At 60.4% G+C, this 17,349-nt stretch carries 17 protein-coding genes; 13 read left to right on the top strand and 4 right to left on the bottom strand.

Annotated elements, in window-relative coordinates; all coding sequences use genetic code 11:
- The first annotated feature begins 14 nt into the window (after positions 1-14).
- Together ACVWXD_RS07335 and ACVWXD_RS07340 are read left to right on the top strand one after the other, a co-directional pair.
- Positions 15-521, top strand: a complete 507-nt coding sequence (locus ACVWXD_RS07335; RefSeq protein ID WP_233896832.1) for a GAF domain-containing protein — start codon at positions 15-17, stop codon at positions 519-521.
- Between the two features lie 282 nt (positions 522-803).
- The gene (locus ACVWXD_RS07340) at positions 804-1,307 is read left to right on the top strand and encodes a hypothetical protein (protein ID WP_164440486.1); all 504 of its coding nucleotides are present in this window, start codon (positions 804-806) and stop codon (positions 1,305-1,307) included.
- Between the two features lie 49 nt (positions 1,308-1,356).
- Here ACVWXD_RS07340 and ACVWXD_RS07345 read toward each other — a convergent pair whose 3' ends face one another.
- Complete coding sequence (locus tag ACVWXD_RS07345) at positions 1,357-1,983, bottom strand: helix-turn-helix domain-containing protein (protein ID WP_099601318.1); 627 nt, start codon at positions 1,981-1,983, stop codon at positions 1,357-1,359.
- A gap of 4 nt (positions 1,984-1,987) precedes the next feature.
- Positions 1,988-2,146, bottom strand: coding sequence for a hypothetical protein (locus tag ACVWXD_RS07350; protein ID WP_163033225.1), 159 nt, complete (start codon positions 2,144-2,146; stop codon positions 1,988-1,990).
- A 237-nt stretch (positions 2,147-2,383) separates the two neighbouring features.
- Between ACVWXD_RS07350 and ACVWXD_RS07355 the strand changes: the two genes are divergently transcribed.
- The 3 genes from ACVWXD_RS07355 to ACVWXD_RS07365 all read left to right on the top strand — a co-directional run bounded on the left by ACVWXD_RS07355 (position 2,384) and on the right by ACVWXD_RS07365 (position 6,089).
- Entirely contained in the window at positions 2,384-4,501 is a 2,118-nt protein-coding gene (locus ACVWXD_RS07355; protein WP_401379900.1) for a TonB-dependent receptor family protein, read from the top strand.
- Positions 4,502-4,617: 116 nt separating this feature from the next.
- Positions 4,618-5,160, top strand: a complete 543-nt coding sequence (locus tag ACVWXD_RS07360; protein WP_032889583.1) for a sigma-70 family RNA polymerase sigma factor — start codon at positions 4,618-4,620, stop codon at positions 5,158-5,160.
- Positions 5,157-6,089: a FecR family protein gene (locus tag ACVWXD_RS07365; protein ID WP_122756492.1), complete on the top strand. Its 933-nt coding sequence runs from the start codon at positions 5,157-5,159 to the stop codon at positions 6,087-6,089. Before ACVWXD_RS07360 ends, ACVWXD_RS07365 begins: the two co-directional genes overlap by 4 nt.
- Here the strand turns inward: ACVWXD_RS07365 and ACVWXD_RS07370 are convergent.
- Entirely contained in the window at positions 6,086-7,897 is a 1,812-nt protein-coding gene (locus ACVWXD_RS07370; protein WP_099601322.1) for a sigma-54-dependent Fis family transcriptional regulator, read from the bottom strand. The genes ACVWXD_RS07365 and ACVWXD_RS07370 overlap by 4 nt on opposite strands.
- A 236-nt stretch (positions 7,898-8,133) precedes the next feature.
- Between ACVWXD_RS07370 and ACVWXD_RS07375 the strand changes: the two genes are divergently transcribed.
- The 8 genes from ACVWXD_RS07375 to ACVWXD_RS07410 all read left to right on the top strand — a co-directional run bounded on the left by ACVWXD_RS07375 (position 8,134) and on the right by ACVWXD_RS07410 (position 16,710).
- Positions 8,134-9,228 (top strand): ABC transporter ATP-binding protein, encoded by a 1,095-nt coding sequence (locus ACVWXD_RS07375; RefSeq protein WP_032889580.1) that lies wholly within the window; start codon positions 8,134-8,136, stop codon positions 9,226-9,228.
- Complete coding sequence (locus ACVWXD_RS07380; RefSeq protein WP_122822437.1) at positions 9,228-10,325, top strand: ABC transporter ATP-binding protein; 1,098 nt, start codon at positions 9,228-9,230, stop codon at positions 10,323-10,325. Before ACVWXD_RS07375 ends, ACVWXD_RS07380 begins: the two co-directional genes overlap by 1 nt.
- Positions 10,322-11,188, top strand: coding sequence for a carbohydrate ABC transporter permease (locus ACVWXD_RS07385; RefSeq protein WP_032889576.1), 867 nt, complete (start codon positions 10,322-10,324; stop codon positions 11,186-11,188). Before ACVWXD_RS07380 ends, ACVWXD_RS07385 begins: the two co-directional genes overlap by 4 nt.
- A 10-nt stretch (positions 11,189-11,198) precedes the next feature.
- Positions 11,199-11,999: a carbohydrate ABC transporter permease gene (locus tag ACVWXD_RS07390; protein WP_003232361.1), complete on the top strand. Its 801-nt coding sequence runs from the start codon at positions 11,199-11,201 to the stop codon at positions 11,997-11,999.
- A 10-nt stretch (positions 12,000-12,009) separates the two neighbouring features.
- Positions 12,010-12,282, top strand: a complete 273-nt coding sequence (locus ACVWXD_RS07395; RefSeq protein WP_014718862.1) for a DUF2160 domain-containing protein — start codon at positions 12,010-12,012, stop codon at positions 12,280-12,282.
- A gap of 32 nt (positions 12,283-12,314) precedes the next feature.
- The gene (locus ACVWXD_RS07400; RefSeq protein ID WP_032889572.1) at positions 12,315-14,057 is read left to right on the top strand and encodes an ABC transporter substrate-binding protein; all 1,743 of its coding nucleotides are present in this window, start codon (positions 12,315-12,317) and stop codon (positions 14,055-14,057) included.
- 317 nt (positions 14,058-14,374) lie between these two features.
- On the top strand, positions 14,375-15,754 hold the full coding sequence (locus ACVWXD_RS07405; RefSeq protein WP_032889570.1) for an iron-containing redox enzyme family protein: 1,380 nt from the start codon (positions 14,375-14,377) through the stop codon (positions 15,752-15,754).
- Positions 15,755-15,765: 11 nt separating this feature from the next.
- Complete coding sequence (locus ACVWXD_RS07410) at positions 15,766-16,710, top strand: class I SAM-dependent methyltransferase (protein WP_260366927.1); 945 nt, start codon at positions 15,766-15,768, stop codon at positions 16,708-16,710.
- Between the two features lie 113 nt (positions 16,711-16,823).
- On the opposite strand, the gene ACVWXD_RS07415 is transcribed toward ACVWXD_RS07410, so the two are convergent.
- Positions 16,824-17,255: a hypothetical protein gene (locus ACVWXD_RS07415; RefSeq protein WP_032889566.1), complete on the bottom strand. Its 432-nt coding sequence runs from the start codon at positions 17,253-17,255 to the stop codon at positions 16,824-16,826.
- Between the last annotated feature and the right edge of the window lie 94 nt (positions 17,256-17,349).

Below are 17,349 nucleotides of genomic sequence, written 5' to 3' on the forward strand. Positions count from 1 at the left end.
AGGTATAGGGCTGCTTGGTTTTATTTGAGAATCAGGAGAGCGCTATCAAACCTTTAACCTCTGAAGAACTGGCGGTCATCGCCGAGATAGAAACGGCGTCCAATATTCTGCGGCTGACTACACGCCTGACGGATATGCGCTTCTCGGCGATCTCGAAAATGACCGATACCCATTGGGTGGCATGTGCGGTGTACGACGAGCTGCATTTTGGCGTGGAGGTCGGCTATGAATTGCAGCTTGAAGCCACGCTGTGCAACGGTCTGCGTGCTAATCCCACCCCCATCATCATCGAACACGCCAGCAAGGATCCGGTTTTCTGGCAAAACCCATTGCCCAGGGAACATGGCTTCGAAAGCTATATCTCACTGCCGATTGTCTTTTCCGATGGCAGCGTCTTCGGCACCCTATGCGCCTTGGACGTACTCCCCAAAAAACTGGAAAACCCGCAAATGATCGAGATACTCACCATCTTCACTCGCCTGATCAGCACCACGCTGGAATTGCAGTACAGCCGGACCTGAGGCTGATGTTTCTGAACCAGCGTTAGATCGTTTATTTCCTTAAGGTTGGTGGGTATTCCTGGTTCGAATATCCATCACATCGATTTCGCTGTTTTGATTTACCAAGCCGTTGTCATCACAGCGGAATGCCGGTCATCACATTACGTTTCGCTGTTGCGGTTGACTAAGCGGGCTGCGCAACACCCATTCCCGCTGCTCTGCCGTCGTCTTGTGCAGCGCTCCGGCATCACTAGAATCGGCGCCAGAACTTAGCCATTTCCTGTCGATTACGGAGTTTCGAACATGATGAACGCAATGCAGATGCCGATGAACACCGCCATGCCAATGATGCCGATGATGGGCATGCCGATGATGATGGCGACCATGAAGTGCGAAATGGCCGGTGACGCGATGATGTGCACCATGAAGCCTGCCGCCGGCATGGACATGGCTCAGTTCAAGACCAACGCCGAGATGATGGCGATGATGATGAACTGCGGCATGCCGATGATGATGCAGTGCGCCAATATGTCGATGATGTGCCTGTCGGCCGACGCCATGGCCATGATGGCGAGCATGAATATGCCGATGATGATGCCGATGGGCATGTCGATGCCGATGATGAAGTGCGTGATGGAATGCACGATGCAGGCCGATGGCATGCTGTGCAAAATGATGCCGATGCCGGGCATGAGCATGGCCATGATGGACAACTGCTGCATGCTCATGAACAAGTTGATGAGCGATTGCGCCATGCCGATGATGATGAGCTGCAACGGCATGCCAATGATGTGCTGCACCTGCTGACAGGTCCCGCGCAACCAAAAACGCCCCGAATAGTCGGGGCGTTTTGCATTCAGTCCAACCGTTCTGGGTAGGTGATCACCAGGAACGCCACCGCCTCGCTGTCCGCCGGGTTGCGGTAGCGGTGGGGCTGGTCGGCGTAGAACAGGATCGAATCGCCGGTAGACAGCAAGTAGCGCTCTTCATTGACGCTGACTTCCAATACGCCCTGGGCGACCACCAGGTTTTCCTGGATGCCTGGGCCATGGCCTGCGGACACTTCCTCACCCAGAGCGCGCAGGCGGATCTCGTAGAACTCCGACTGGCGCGCCGTATCGTAGGGAAATAACGCTCGACTGATAAATGCCCCATCGGCACTCACCAGGCGTTTGCTCTGTTGCGCCGGCAACACCTCGACCCCTTCGAATGCGCGGTCTTCCAGGAACGCCGCCACCGACACTTTCAATCCTTTGGCAATCTTGCACAGCACCTTGATCGACGGCACGCTGCGCCCGGATTCGATCTGCGCCAGCATCGCCCGGCTCACGCCACAGGCACGGGCCAGTCCGTCCAGTGACAAGTGGCGCTTGCTGCGCAGGCGTTGCAGGTTATGGGCGACGCACAGGCTGATTACATCGTCGTCCGTAGTAGGTTTGGGTAGGGGGGCGGGAGGTTCGGGAAGCACATGCAGGAAATTCATCGGCCTACGCCCGGCGGGTATCGCTGGGCGTCGCAGCGTGGTTGGTAAACACCGCCAACCCTGCGCGTGCCGCGTACATCGTCCACATCAACTCAGCCGCTGCGCGGGCCTGGCGGCGTTTGCGGTGAAGGGTAAAGTCAATGACGTTCGCGGATGTTGGCATCGGGGTGATCTCTTAGGTGACTCAGTGGCTCCACAATAATGGTTAGTGGTTATTTCTTTAAATACTGAGTTTGCATGTGTTAATTCGTTTTTGGACTTAAAAAGAAAGTGGGTCCGAAGGTGTTGTGGGAAGGGTCTGGTCCATTAAAAAGGCGTGACTTGGTGATCATCGCTGGCTTCCCATCACTGTTCGCGTGACGGCCCAGCCGTCACGCCCCCGCATTTCAAGGACTCACCCATGCTGCTGCGCCAACCTCCATTCCTGTTTGCCGCCCTGACCTTAAGCTCGCTGGTGCATGCCGAAAACTTGCAGCTGGCACCGGTCGAAGTCACCACCGCTGAAGCCACGGCTGGAGAAGTCGCCCAGGCGCAGCTCAAGAGCGTGCCCGGCGCCACCAATTACATCGACATGAGCAGCGTGCAGCAGGGGCGGGTGAGCACCAACGAAGATGTGTTCAAGTACCAGCCGGGGGTGTACGCCAAGGCGGCGAATAACGAAGGGGTGAAGCTGTCCATTCGCGGTTCGGGCCTCAACCGCAGCCCTGGCTCCCATGCGTCGGGGCTCTACGAGATGTTCGATGGGCTGCCGCTGACCGGCCCCGGTGGCACACCTTATGAGCTCAAGGATCCGTTATGGCAAAGCCGGGTCGAGGTGTTACGCGGCGCCAACGGTTTTGATCAGGGCGCCCTGGCGCTCGGTGGCGCGGTCAACTACGTGACCCGAACCGGCTACGACGCACCCAAGCTGCAGGTGCGCTATGAGGCGGGCAGTCGTGGCTACGCCCAGCGCGAGATCAGTTCGGGGCAGGTGCTGGGGGATGCGGACTACTACATCAGCCTGACCGACTCGGAATCCGACGGCTACCAGCGCCAAAGCGCGGCCACAGGCAAGGGCGTGGCTGCCAACTTCGGCTATCGCTTTAACCCGAATCTGGAAACCCGCTTTTATTTCCGTTACCGCGAAACCACCAACGACACACCCGGCAAACTCACCCGCGACCAGATCAGTCACGACCCGCGTGCCGCCAACAGCCTCAACGCCGCTCGCGACTCCAAGCGCCTGCAACCCGGCTCAACCTGGATCGCCAACAAGACCACCCTGCAACTGGACGACAACTCCCGCCTTGAAGTTGGCCTGGCGTATCACGATTACCCGATGGACCTGCGCGAGGGCACTATCCGTCTGAAAGTCGCCTACACCGACGTCAGCAGCACCCTCAATTACATCCGCCAGGACACGGTGTTCGGTCACGACAGCAAAACCACCCTAGGCCTGCGCACCACCCAGGCGATGCCCAATAACGGCGGTGCCGAGTATGTGCGCATTCCCGCTGGCAACACGGCCAGCTACGCCCCCGGCACCAAGACCCGCGACTACAGCTACCTCGGTTCCGACACCGTGTTGCATATCGGCAACGACCTGGAACTGATACCGGACCTGTGGCTGACCACCGGCCTGGCCGCCATCTACACCCGTCGCGAAACCCAGGTCAGCTATCCCGAAGGCCAGGCGCCGCTCAGCCAGCACGATTGGGACTACGCGCCTCGCATCGGGCTGCGTTACGACTTCAACCCGCAATTGCAGGTGTACGGCAACCTCAGCCGCTCCGTCGAGCCGCCGCACGCGTGGTCGATGATCTGGGGTTCCAACAAGTATTTCCCTGCGGGCAGCGGACCGGCCACCGGATTGGCGCGTGAAGGCGTCAGCCTGAAAAACCAGACCGCCACCACCCTGGAAGTCGGCGGTCGCGGTGAAGCGTGGCTCGGCCAGTGGGACCTGGCGCTTTACCGCTCCGAAGTGCGCCACGAACTGCTCACCGTAGAAACTCAAGCCCAGACTTCAACCAGCAATGCCATCGTTGCCGAATCCAACGCCAGCCCCACCGTGCATCAAGGCGTGGAACTGGGCCTGCTCAGCCCGGTGTGGGATGGCGGCCGCAGCGGCAAGCTTGACCTGCGCCAGGCCTACACCTTCAGCGACTTCCATTACCGTGACGACGAGCGCTTTGGTGGCAACACCTTGCCGGGCATCCCCAAGCACTACTATCAGGCGCAACTGCGCTACAGCCACCCGACCGGTTTCTACACCAGCCTCAACACCGAGCATTCATCAAAGGTGGCGGTGGACTACGCCAACTCCTACTACGCCGCGGCCTATACGATCGTCGGCGCAACGTTCGGCTACGACGCGCCAAAGCAGGATTGGCAAGCTTGGGTTGACCTGCGCAACCTCACTAACCGCCGTTACGCCAACACGGTCACGCCGGGCTATGACGACAAAGGCCTGGATGTTGCTCGGTCTACACCCGCGGATGGTCGTGGCATCTACACCGGCGTGTCGTGGAGCTGGCGCTAAGCGGACACACTTGTGGGAATGGGCTTTCAGAGAATGTGAGCCCGCTTGCTCCAACGCTGTTTTACTGGCATTGTTTGCGCAATTGGTAACACTTCCCATTTGAGAATTTTTTGCGCATGCATGACATTCCGGCCGCGCTGGGCGACTCAGCGCGTCAGCAGGCCCTTACGGCGATGTACCGCGAGCACCATGGTTGGTTGCATGGCTGGCTGCGCAGGAAACTCGGTTGCTCCCAGCACGCCGCCGACTTGGCACATGACGCATTCATCCGTGTCCTGATGCTGGCCGAGCCGCAAGCTATCAAGGAACCCCGGGCCTTCCTGGCCACCACGGCAGGGCGCCTGCTGATCGACGGCGCCCGTCGTCGGCGTATCGAAAAAGCCTATATGGAAGCGCTGGTCATCCAGTGCGAAGACGCCGGCATGCCCGACCCGGCGGCGATCCATGTTGCGCTACAAGCCTTGGAACGCATCGCCGAAATGCTCGCCGGTTTACCGACCAAGGCCCGCGAGGCGTTCCTGTTGAGTCGCCTCGATGGGTTGACCTACAGCGAAATCGCCGCACGCCTGGCGGTGTCCCCCAGCACCGTCAAAAACTACATTTCCAGCGCCCTGGTGCACTGCTATCACAGCCTGCACGCGGCGGATCCACTGACATGAACTCCGAACAGATCATCCAGCAAGCAGCGAATTGGCTGACGCGCCTGCACGATGAGGATGTCACCGACGCTGACCGTCAGGCCTTCACTACCTGGTGCGAGGCCGACCCGCGCCACGCCGTGGCCATCGACCGCATGCGCGCCTTATGGGGCAGCCTCGACAGCGTGCCGGCGCAACCGGCTCGCCTCGCCCTGAACCGCGCATTTGCCCCGCAACGGGCGCGCAGCGCACAGGTGCTGGGGGTGCTCGGCGTCGTGTTCTGCGGTTGGCTGAGCCTGGAGCACCTGCCGGTGTGGATGGCCGACCAGCGCACCGGCGTCGGCGAGCGCCGTCAGATCGCGCTCGAAGACGGCAGCCAGTTGCAGCTCAACAGCAACTCGGCGGTGGACGTGAAGTTCGACGGCCACCAGCGGGTGATCGAGCTGCTGCAAGGCGAACTCTGGGTAGACGTGGCCAAAGATGCGCAACGGCCGTTCGTGGTACGAACCGACCAAGGCACGGCGACCGCACTGGGTACGCGTTACCTGGTCAAGCGTGCGCCGGACGGCACAACAGTGGTCACTGTGATCGAGTCCACCGTGGCGGTTAAAGGTGAGGTCGAGGAAGGCGTCAAGGTCACCGCCGGCCAGCGTTCCGTCCTCGACCATGGCCGCGCCATGCCTGCGCAGGCGATCGGCAATGCCGACCCGGACGCCTGGACTCGCGGCCTGCTCAAAGTCAACGACCAGCCGCTGAGCGAAGTACTGCAAACCCTGGCCAGCTACCGTCCTGGCATGGTGCGTTTCGACCCACAAGCGCTGCGCGACCTGCGCGTGTCTGGCGTGTTCAAGCTGGACGATACGGCGGCGGCCCTGTCGACCTTGGCGGATAACCTGCCGATCCAGGTGGAGTACTTCACCGACTTGCTGGTGGTGATCAAGCCCCGCTAGTGCTGGCGCAGGCGTTTGTACAAGGTATTGCGGCTCACCCCCAGTTCCCGCGCCAAGTGGGAAATATTCCCGCCGGCCGCCTTCAAACGTTGGGTCAGATCAATGCTGTCGTCCAGGTACTCACTGGTCGGCAGCGGCGGCGCCACGTTCAAATCCACAAAAAAATCATCCGGCAGATGCTCCGCCCGTATCGGTTGCTCCTCGGCCATGGCCAGCGCCACCTGCAAAACGCTGCTGACCTGGCGCAAATTCCCCGGCCATGGGTGCTGCTCGAATAACGCCAACACCTCAGCGCTCAAACCGGCCCATTGAGTGGGCTCGCGGTGTTGTTGCCACAGTTGCTGGAACAGCGCCTGCTTGTCGGTACGCTCGCGCAAGGGTGGCAACTCCAGGGTCAGGCCGCCGATGCGGTAGTACAAATCCTCGCGAAAGCGCCCGGCTTGCACCAGCTCGCGCAGTGCGCGGTTGGTCGCCGATATGATGCGCAAATCCACTGGGAACAACTCGCTGCTGCCCACCGGTTGCACACAACGCTCCTGCAACACGCGCAGCAGGCGCGCCTGGGTCGGCAGTGGCATATCACCGATCTCATCGAGAAACAGCGTGCCCTTGTCGGCCTTGCGGATCAGGCCAATGCTGCCTTTTTGATTGGCGCCGGTGAACGCGCCTTTTTCGTAGCCGAACAGTTCCGATTCCACCAGCTCAGCGGGAATCGCCGCACAGTTCACCGCGATAAACGCCTTCTGGCTGCGGGAGCTGGCCTGGTGCAGGGCTTTGACGAACACTTCTTTGCCCACGCCGGTTTCGCCGTGGATCAGCAGCGGGATATCTTTTTCCAGCAAACGCTCGGCCTGGCGCACGGCTTTTTCTACGCGAGCATCACCAAAATGCAGGGTGTTGAGACCAATCGTCGCCTGTTTCGAAACCACAGGCTCAGTGAAGACGCGCGCCTGCACTGGCATCTGCTTGGGGCGTTTCAATAAGCACTGAAACCGATTGCGTCCCGCCGCTTGCAACGAAAACGGCAAGCCCTCCGGTTGGTTGAGCAACTCCAGCAGCGACACTTTGAACAAGCTGTCGATCATCACCCGCGACAGGCTGATGCCCAGCAGGTTATCGGCGCGGCGGTTGGCCGACAGCACCTGGCCACTTTCATCAAAGATCAGCAGGCCCGCCCATTGGCTGTCCAGGTTGCTCAGGCCGGTGTTGAAGGTCAGTTGGAAATGCTCACCACGAAATAGATTGAGGATCAGCCGGTTCTCAACGGTCTGGCTCATCATCTTGACCATGCCCAGAGTGTGGGAGGGCGGCAGGTAACTGTCGCTGGATACATCCAACACCGCGATGATCTCGCGCTGAGCATCGAAGATTGGGGCCGCCGAGCCGGTCATGAAACGGTTGGCCTTGAGGAAATGTTCGTCGTGTTCGATATGCACCGCCTGGGCACAGGCCAGCGCGGTGCCGATGGCATTCGTACCGCTGGAGCGCTCCTGCCAACTGGCACCGGCGCTGAATCCACGGGCCAGTTTGGGCTCGATAAAGCGTTGGGTGCCCCACGAGGTCAACACCTGGCCCTGGTTGTCCGCCAGCATGATCAGGCAGTTGGAATTGCTCAGGATGTTTTCGTAATAGGGCAGGACTTCCTGGTGCGTGGTCTGCACCAGGGAATGCTGGCTTTCCAGCAGTTGGCTGATGCCCTCGGCCGGCAATTGATCGAAGCTGGGCGTGCTTTGGTGGTCCAGGCCGAAGGCGCGGCAACGGCGCCAGGAGTCTTGGATGATGGTGTCGTGCGCCAAGGGTTCGGCCATCGGGCGACCTTCTGTTTTTATTGTTTTTATGGGGCCCCGCAGGCGCGGGGGCCCCATTAGTGTTGTTCAGAACTGTTCATTGTCAACCCCCTGAGTGTTCAGTTGTTCAGCCCGATTGTTCACTCCCGAACATCCCATTCACTCCATTTCCTTGTGGATCAAGCACCTGCCGTTTTTGGCACGAAACTCGCTCTGACGACTGGCCAGATTCATTCCAATAATAAAAAGGTCGTGTCATGTCATTGACCCTGGAACATGTCTCCCGCGTCGTCGAAGGCCAAACCTGGATCGACGATGCCACCCTGCGTTTCGAACCCGGTTCCTTTAACGTGCTGCTCGGTCGCACCCTGTCCGGCAAGACCAGCCTGATGCGCTTGATGGCCGGCCTGGACAAACCCGACAGCGGTCGCATCCTGATGAACGGCGTCGACGTCACCCACAAGCCGGTGCGCCTGCGCAACGTGTCGATGGTGTATCAGCAGTTCATCAACTACCCGACCATGACCGTGTTCGAAAATATCGCCTCGCCGTTGCGGCAGGCCGGTGTGTCCAACGAGGTGATCCAGAGCAAGGTGCTGGAAACCGCCAGGATGCTGCGCATCGAGAAGTTCCTCCAGCGCCACCCGCTGGAGCTGTCCGGTGGCCAGCAGCAACGCACGGCCATGGCCCGCGCGTTGGTCAAGGATGCCGAACTGATCCTGTTCGACGAGCCGCTGGTGAACTTGGACTACAAACTACGCGAAGAGCTGCGCCAGGAAATGCGCGAGCTGTTCCAGGCCCGCCACACCATAGCGATTTACGCCACCACCGAACCCAACGAAGCCCTGGCCCTGGGTGGCACCACCACCATCCTGCACGAAGGCCGGGTGATCCAGAGCGGCAAGGCCGCGGAGGTCTACCACCAGCCACAGACGGTGCTCGCCGCCGAGCTGTTTTCCGAGCCACCGATCAACCTGATGCCTGGGCGTATTGCTGGCAACGAGGTGAGTTTCGCCAATTTTGTGCACTTCCCGCTGAACGTCGACCTGCGCCCCATCGGCGAGGGCGAATTCCGCTTTGGCGTGCGCCCCAGCCATATCAGCCTGGTGCCGAGCAACGACGACGATCTGGAGCTGGCGGTAACCGTAGAAGTCGCCGAGATCAGCGGCTCGGAAACCTTCCTGCATGTGCGCAGCGAACACTTCCTGTTGGTGCTGCACCTGCCGGGGGTACATGAGTACGACGTCGACGCGCCGATCCGCGTGTATATCCCCACCCATAAACTGTTTGTGTTCGATGGCCAGGGCCGTTTGGTCCAGGCCCCCGGGCGCCGTGTCGCGAGGGTTGCCTGATGGCCGAGATCCATTTGCAGAACCTGGCGCACAGCTATAACCCCGCGCCGACCGGGCCCGAAGACTACGCGATTCGGGAAATGAACCACGTCTGGGAACAGGGCGGCGCCTACGCTTTGCTCGGCCCGTCGGGCTGCGGCAAGTCGACCCTGCTCAATATCATTTCCGGCCTGCTCAGCCCGTCCGAAGGCCAAGTGTTGTTTGACACGAAAGTCGTCAACGACCTCACGCCCGAGAAGCGCAACATCGCCCAGGTGTTCCAGTTCCCCGTGGTGTACGACACCATGACCGTGTTCGACAACCTGGCGTTCCCACTGCGAAACCAGGGCATGGCCGAAGCGAAAATTCACAGCAAGGTGCAGGAAATCGCCGAAGTCCTCGACCTGCAAAACCTGCTGAGCAAGAAAGCGCGCAACCTCACCGCTGACGAAAAACAGAAAGTCTCCATGGGCCGTGGCCTGGTGCGTGACGACGTGTCGGCCATCCTGTTCGATGAGCCGCTGACAGTGATCGACCCGCACCTCAAATGGAAACTGCGACGCAAGCTCAAGCAGATCCATGAGCAGTTCAACATCACCATGGTCTATGTCACCCATGACCAGTTGGAGGCTTCCACCTTTGCCGACAAGATCGCGGTGATGTATGGCGGGCAGATCGTGCAATTCGGCACGCCACGGCAATTGTTCGAGCGGCCTAGCCACACGTTTGTCGGCTATTTCATCGGCAGCCCTGGGATGAATCTGATCGAAGTGCAGGCCGAGGCGGGCGGGGTGCGGTTTGCCGGCACCCACTTGCCATTGCCCGAGGCGTTGCAACAACGCATCGCCAGCACGGACTACAAGAAATTGCAGGTGGGCATCCGCCCGGAATTTATCCACGTGTGGGACGAGTACAACCCCGACGCCATGCAGGCCGATGTCACACATCTGGAAGACCTCGGCACCTACAAGATCATGACGCTCAAGCTTGATGGCGCCACCTTGAAAGTGCGTTTGGCCGAAGACAAACCGGTGCCCGAAGGCACGGCCTCCATCAGCTTTCCCGCGCAATGGCTGATGCTCTACGCCGACGATTACCTGCTGGAGGTGCTGCCATGAACAAGGTGCAGAACAACAAGGCCTGGTGGTTGGTGCTGCCGGTTTTCCTGCTGGTGGCGTTCAGCGCGGTGATCCCGATGATGACCGTGGTCAACTATTCGGTGCAGGACATTTTCGACCAATCCAGCCGCTATTTCGTCGGCGCCGATTGGTACAAGCAGGTATTGCTCGACCCGCGGCTGCACGACTCCCTGCTGCGCCAGTTCATCTATTCGGCCTGCGTGCTGTTGATCGAAATACCCCTGGGCATCGCCATCGCCCTGACCATGCCGACCAAGGGCCGTTGGTCGTCCCTGGTACTGATCGTGTTGGCGATCCCACTGCTGATCCCGTGGAACGTGGTGGGCACCATCTGGCAGATCTTCGGCCGTGCTGACATTGGCCTGCTGGGTTACAGCCTCAACGCCATGGGCATCAGCTACAACTACGCGGCCAATACGGCGGATGCCTGGGTGACCGTGCTGGTGATGGACGTATGGCACTGGACCTCACTGGTCGCGCTGCTGTGCTATTCGGGGTTGCGGGCGATTCCGGACGTGTACTACCAGGCCGCGCGGATTGATCGTGCATCGGCCTGGGCAGTCTTCCGACATATCCAACTGCCCAAGATGAAAAGCGTGCTGCTGATCGCGGTAATGCTGCGGTTTATGGACAGCTTCATGATCTACACCGAGCCCTTCGTCCTGACCGGCGGTGGACCGGGTAACGCCACCACTTTCCTGAGTCAGACGTTGACCCAGATGGCTGTAGGTCAATTCGACCTAGGCCCGGCGGCGGCGTTTTCCCTGGTGTATTTCCTGATCATCTTGTTGGTGTCCTGGCTGTTCTACACCGCCATGACCCACTCTGACGCCAACCGCTGAGGCCGCTGACATGAGCAAACGCAAGCTTATTCCGCTGCTGATCTACATCCTGTTCCTGCTGGTGCCGATCTACTGGCTGTTGAACATGTCCTTCAAGAGCAACACCGAAATCCTCGGCGGGCTCACGTTGTTTCCCCAGGATTTCACCCTGGCGAACTACAAGGTGATCTTCACCGACCCCAGTTGGTACACCGGCTACCTCAACTCGCTGTACTACGTAAGCCTGAACACGGTGATTTCCCTGAGTGTGGCGCTGCCGGCGGCGTATGCGTTCTCGCGCTATCGTTTCCTGGGGGATAAGCACCTGTTCTTCTGGCTGCTGACCAACCGCATGGCGCCGCCGGCGGTGTTCTTGCTGCCGTTCTTCCAGCTGTATTCATCCATCGGTTTGTTCGACACGCACATCGCTGTAGCCCTGGCTCACTGCCTTTTTAACGTGCCGTTGGCGGTGTGGATCCTCGAAGGCTTCATGTCCGGCGTGCCCAAGGAAATCGACGAAACCGCCTACATCGACGGCTACTCGTTTCCGAAGTTCTTCGTGAAGATTTTTATCCCGTTGATCGGCTCCGGCATCGGTGTGACTGCGTTTTTCTGCTTTATGTTTTCCTGGGTCGAGCTGCTCCTGGCGCGCACCCTGACGTCGGTCAACGCCAAGCCCATCGCAGCGGTGATGACGCGCACGGTGTCGGCCTCGGGTATCGATTGGGGCGTGCTGGCAGCGGCGGGGGTGTTGACCATCCTGCCGGGCATGCTGGTGATCTGGTTTGTTCGCAACCACGTGGCCAAGGGCTTTGCCCTGGGCCGGGTCTGAGGAGTCGATGATGGAATGGATGGCCTGGACCACCCCCACTGCACTGTTCTTTGGCGGCATCGCCCTGATTCTGGCGGGCATGACCACTTGGGAACTGCGTTCGCCGAGCATCCCCCGGCGCGGTTTGTTACCGATCAGCACCACCCGTGGTGATCGCTTGTTTATCGGTCTTCTCGGCAGCGCCTACCTGCATTTGCTGGTTATCGGCGTTACCGACTGGAGCATCTGGGTGGCGTCCGCGCTCTCCCTGGTATGGCTGTTGAGTGTGATGCGTTGGGGTTGATGCCCTTATAAATAAACAACCTGGAGGTCTCTATGTTGAATAAGAACAATAAGCTGCGACATAGCATTTCATTGGCTGCCGTACTGGCCCTCAGCGGTTTGAGCGCCACGGCTTGGGCCGATGCGTACGAAGATGCCGCGAAAAAATGGATCGGCAGCGAGTTCAAACCGTCCACGCTCACGGCTGAGCAGCAGCTTGAGGAGCTCAAGTGGTTTATCAAGGCCTCGGAACCGTTCCGTGGGATGAAGATCAACGTGGTGTCGGAAACCCTCACCACCCACGAGTATGAATCCAAGGTGCTGGCCAAGGCCTTCAGTGAAATCACCGGGATCAAGCTGACCCACGACCTGCTTCAGGAAGGCGACGTGGTCGAGAAGCTGCAAACCCAGATGCAGTCGGACAAGAACATCTATGACGGCTGGGTCAACGATTCCGACTTGATCGGTACGCACTTTCGCTATGGCAAGACCGAATCCATCACCGACCTGATGGCCAACGAAGGCAAGGACTTCACCTCGCCGACCCTCGACCTCAAAGACTTTATCGGCCTGTCCTTCACCACCGCGCCGGACGGCAAGATCTACCAGCTGCCCGACCAGCAATTCGCCAACCTTTATTGGTTCCGCGCCGACTGGTTCGAGCGCCCGGAGCTCAAAGCCAAGTTCAAGGAGAAATACGGCTACGACCTCGGCGTGCCGGTGAACTGGTCGGCCTATGAAGACATCGCCAAATTCTTCAGCGAAGACGTCAAGGAAATCGACGGCAAGCGCATCTACGGGCACATGGACTACGGCAAGAAAGACCCGTCCCTGGGCTGGCGCTTCACCGATGCCTGGTTCTCCATGGCCGGCGGCGGCGACAAAGGCCTGCCCAACGGCTTGCCGGTGGACGAGTGGGGCATTCGCGTGGAGGACTGCCATCCGGTGGGCTCCAGCGTGACCCGCGGCGGCGACACCAACGGCCCGGCCGCGGTGTTTGCCACGCAGAAATATGTGGACTGGATGAAAGCCTATGCGCCACCGGAAGCGGCGGGCATGACCTTCTCCGAGTCGGGGCCGGTGCCGTCCCAAGGCAACATCGCCCAGCAGATCTTCTGGTACACCGCGTTCACCGCCGACATGGTCAAACCGGGCTTGCCGGTGGTGAATGCCGACGGCACGCCGAAATGGCGCATGGCGCCGTCGCCTGTGGGACCTTACTGGGAAAAGGGCATGAAGAAGGGCTATCAGGACGTAGGCTCCTGGACCTTCCTCAAATCCACGCCTGAGAAGCAAAAACTCGCGGCCTGGCTCTACGCGCAGTTCGTGACCTCGAAAACCGTCTCGCTGAAAAAAACCATCGTGGGTTTGACGCCGATTCGTGAGTCCGACATCAACTCCCAGGCCATGACCGACATGGCCCCCAAACTCGGCGGTCTGGTGGAGTTCTACCGCAGCCCGGCGCGCACCGAGTGGTCACCGACCGGCACCAACGTGCCGGACTACCCACGTCTGGCGCAACTGTGGTGGAGCAACATCGCCTCGGCCGCCAGCGGCGAGAAAACCCCGCAACAGGCGCTGGACAACCTGGCCAAGGAGCAGGACGCGATCATGACGCGCCTGGAACGCTCCAAAGTGCAACCGGTGTGCGGCCCGAAAATGAACCCCGAGCGTGACGCGCAATACTGGTTCGACCAACCGGGCGCACCGAAACCGAAACTGGCGAACGAGAAGCCAAAAGGCGAGACCGTGAGCTACGGCGACCTGCTCAAGTCGTGGGAGGCGGCGCGTAAATAACAGGTCTGCTGGATTTCTGTGACGAGGGAGCTTGCTCCCGTTGGACTGCGCAGCCGCCTCATTTTTGGGGGCGCTTCGCGGCCCAACGGGGGCGGCTCCCTCGCCACATCTATCAGTGCCTCTCGGCGCCATTCGAACCGAACTCCATGGCGGTCAGAACAACTGACCATCGCCGCTGATCCGTACCTTGCCAACCCTGATTGAATTTTCCGCATACCCGCAGGTTCTGCATTTTAGAAGCGTGTGGTTTTCAGCGCTCTTGCGGGGCCTCCTTGTCGGGAGGCCTGGTTGTATCGGACTTTGCGGAAACTGCCATCATGACGCTACTTACAGCGCTGTCGGGCCAACCGGCCTCTATCACCCACCCGGTTCACGGCCAGTATCGCGGGGTTTACCAGCAGCTCTATCGCGAAGCTCCGGGCGCTGAAGAGGCTGCGCGGGCGTTTCTGCAAGGGCAATTGAGCCAGGTGCGCGAGGCGTCGTCCGAGCTGCCGCCATTGCCTGAAGAATTGTCGGCCTGGATCGAGCAGCGGTGTGCCGATGTCGCCCAGGCCTACGCCGGGTACTTGGAACAACGCCAGCAAGGCCATCCAAGGCGCTACTTCCAGAACAAAGCTCAGGCGTTGTATTTCCTGCAACGCGTGGCGCCGACCAAACAGGTCGACGGCGCCTGGCTCAACGGTTTGCTGCGCTATTGGCAGGATCCGCGGTTCGACGGCCTGCTCACCACTTACCTGGAAGAATTGGGCGACGGCGAAGCGGCGCAGAACCATGTGCTGATCTACCGCAAATTGCTCAGCGATCACGACGCCGACAGCGACGCCGGCCTCGACGACGCCCACTACCAGCAGGGTGCTCTGCAGCTGGCGCTGGGACTGTGTGCCGAAGCGTTTTTGCCGGAAATCATCGGCTACAACCTCGGCTATGAGCAGCTACCGCTGCACCTGCTGATCACCGCCTACGAATTGAGCGAGCTGGGGATTGACCCGTATTACTTCACTCTCCACGTCACCATCGACAACGCCAGCAGTGGCCATGCGTGCAAGGCGGCGCAGTCGGTGCTCAGCCTGCTGCCGCTGGGGGAGGGCCGTGCGGAGTTCTACCGGCGCGTTGCCGAGGGTTATCGCCTTAACGATCTTGGCCCTGGCACGCTGGCGGTGATCGACGCGTTTGATCTGCACGACGAGGTGGTCGCCATGCTCGAACGCAAGCGCACCTTCGGCCAGCACATGCATTCGGACTACTGCCGCTTCGAGGGCAAGACTGTCAACCAGTGGCTGGCCCAGCCGGGCCAGGCCGGCGCGTTTCTCAAGGCGATGGAAGACAAGGGCTGGATCAAGCGCCACCAGGACCCGGCCGACAGCCGCTTCTGGCAATTGATCGAGGGGGCTGGCGCTGCGATGTTCGGTGTGTTCAGCGGCTATGAGAAACAGGTGCTGCATGACTGGATCGCCGGCGACTGGATCAGCGGCGAGCGCATCGCGCCCGTACGGCCGGGGCGCGGCAGCCGGACTTCCCGCGAGCACCATCGCCCGGCCGACCCGGATATTCAGGCGCTGGTGGATTCGTTGTGGAATTTGCCCGATGAGCAGCAGCTCACCGCACTGTTGCCCTGGCTCTCGGCACGCCGCCACTGCACGCCTGCCGGGTTGTATGCGACTCGCCGATTTATCCAACTGCGCGCACGTCTGCGCTAAGGAATTCACCCATGTCTGCGCAACAACTCGCTGATCGCGCCCTGCTGAACCTGGGCCGGGGCTTGAAGGAAAACGGCTACCGTTTCATCACGCCGACGCCGTTGACCCATGAACGGTTTTACCAGCGTCTGGGGACGCCGCTGGCGGTGGACCTGCGTGACGTGTTCGGCTGGTCCATGCCGTTTGATCACGGGCTGTTACCTGATGCCTTTCGCGAAGAATTGCAGCAAGCCGATGTAGTCGAGCAGCACGATTCGCTGTGGCGCAGCACGGTGCGGTGGTCGAGCCTGAGTGATCTGTTGTTCGCCCATTCGGCGTATCCCACCACACAGGCGGATGCGGTGTTTTTCGGGCCGGACAGTTACCGTTTCGCGCAACTGATCGAGGCTCATCTGCAGCAGCGTTTCGAGCCGATTAAGCGCGCGGTGGATATCGGCTGCGGCGCAGGTGTGGGCGCGCTGATGATCGCCCGTGCGCGGCCCGACGCCGAAGTGTTGGCGGTGGATATCAACCCGCGCGCCTTGCGCCTCACGGCGGTGAATGCCGAGTTGGCGGGGCTGGTCAACGTCAGCGCTTACCATAGTGATGTGCTGGGCAGCGTCCAAGGCGAGTTCGATTTGATCGTCGCCAACCCACCCTATATGAACGATGACCGCCAACGCGCCTATCGGCATGGCGGCGGGGCGCTGGGTGAGGAACTGTCGGTGCGTATTGTCGGCGAGTCGCTCCCACGCCTGGCCTTGGGCGGCAGTCTGGTGCTGTACACCGGGGTGGCGATCGTCGCCGGGGAAGACCCTTTCCTGAAGGCGGTCATGCCTTTATTGGGCAGCGATGCAGTGGGCTGGACCTATCGCGAACTTGACCCGGATGTGTTCGGCGAAGAACTCGACAAACCGGGGTATGAGCGCGTGGAGCGTATCGCCGTGGTCGCGCTCACCGTTACGCGCTTGTTCTGACGCCGCCCAAGCCAGTGTCGCCGACACGCACGCCTGTCTGCGGTAGGTGGTGGACCGCCTTCTGGCCCAGCGTCGGGGTGACTGCTGATCAGCTGCCGCCCCGAGCTGAAAGGTCAGGCGGCCGCTTGCGGTTGCAGATGGAGCTCGCCGTCGACTTCCTTGACCAAGCCGCTGGCGAGGAACAATGGGGCCAAGCGCTTGTGCAGCTGTGGCTCGACAAATTCCTTGACCGTATCCAGTGCCAACACGCCACTGAGCGGCAACTCGGCCTTGGAGTACGACAACCATGCCTTCTTCAGCGCCATCAGTACATCACTGCCCGCTGTGGAGGCAAAGCGGCGTTGGGTCGGTTTACTGTCGAAGTTGAAAGTGTGCTGGAACTCATAGCCGCTTTCATCGCCACCGCTGGCACTGCAGCGGATGCAGGTGCACGGGCCGTCACCGAAGGCGCTGCGCAGGTAGGCGTTGAAGTCCACCACGGGCTTGAGTGACAGACGCTTATCCACTTCGAACAGGTCCCCAGTCATTTTTTCGTCAGTGTTCAACGTGCATTTCCTCGCGGGTCGGTGGCCGTTTTTCAAAGCGCGGCACAATAGCAGCCGTGCGAAGTGTGGAACAGCATTTCCACGCAGAGCGGGC

It is taken from the genome of Pseudomonas sp. TE3911 (assembly GCF_054062775.1).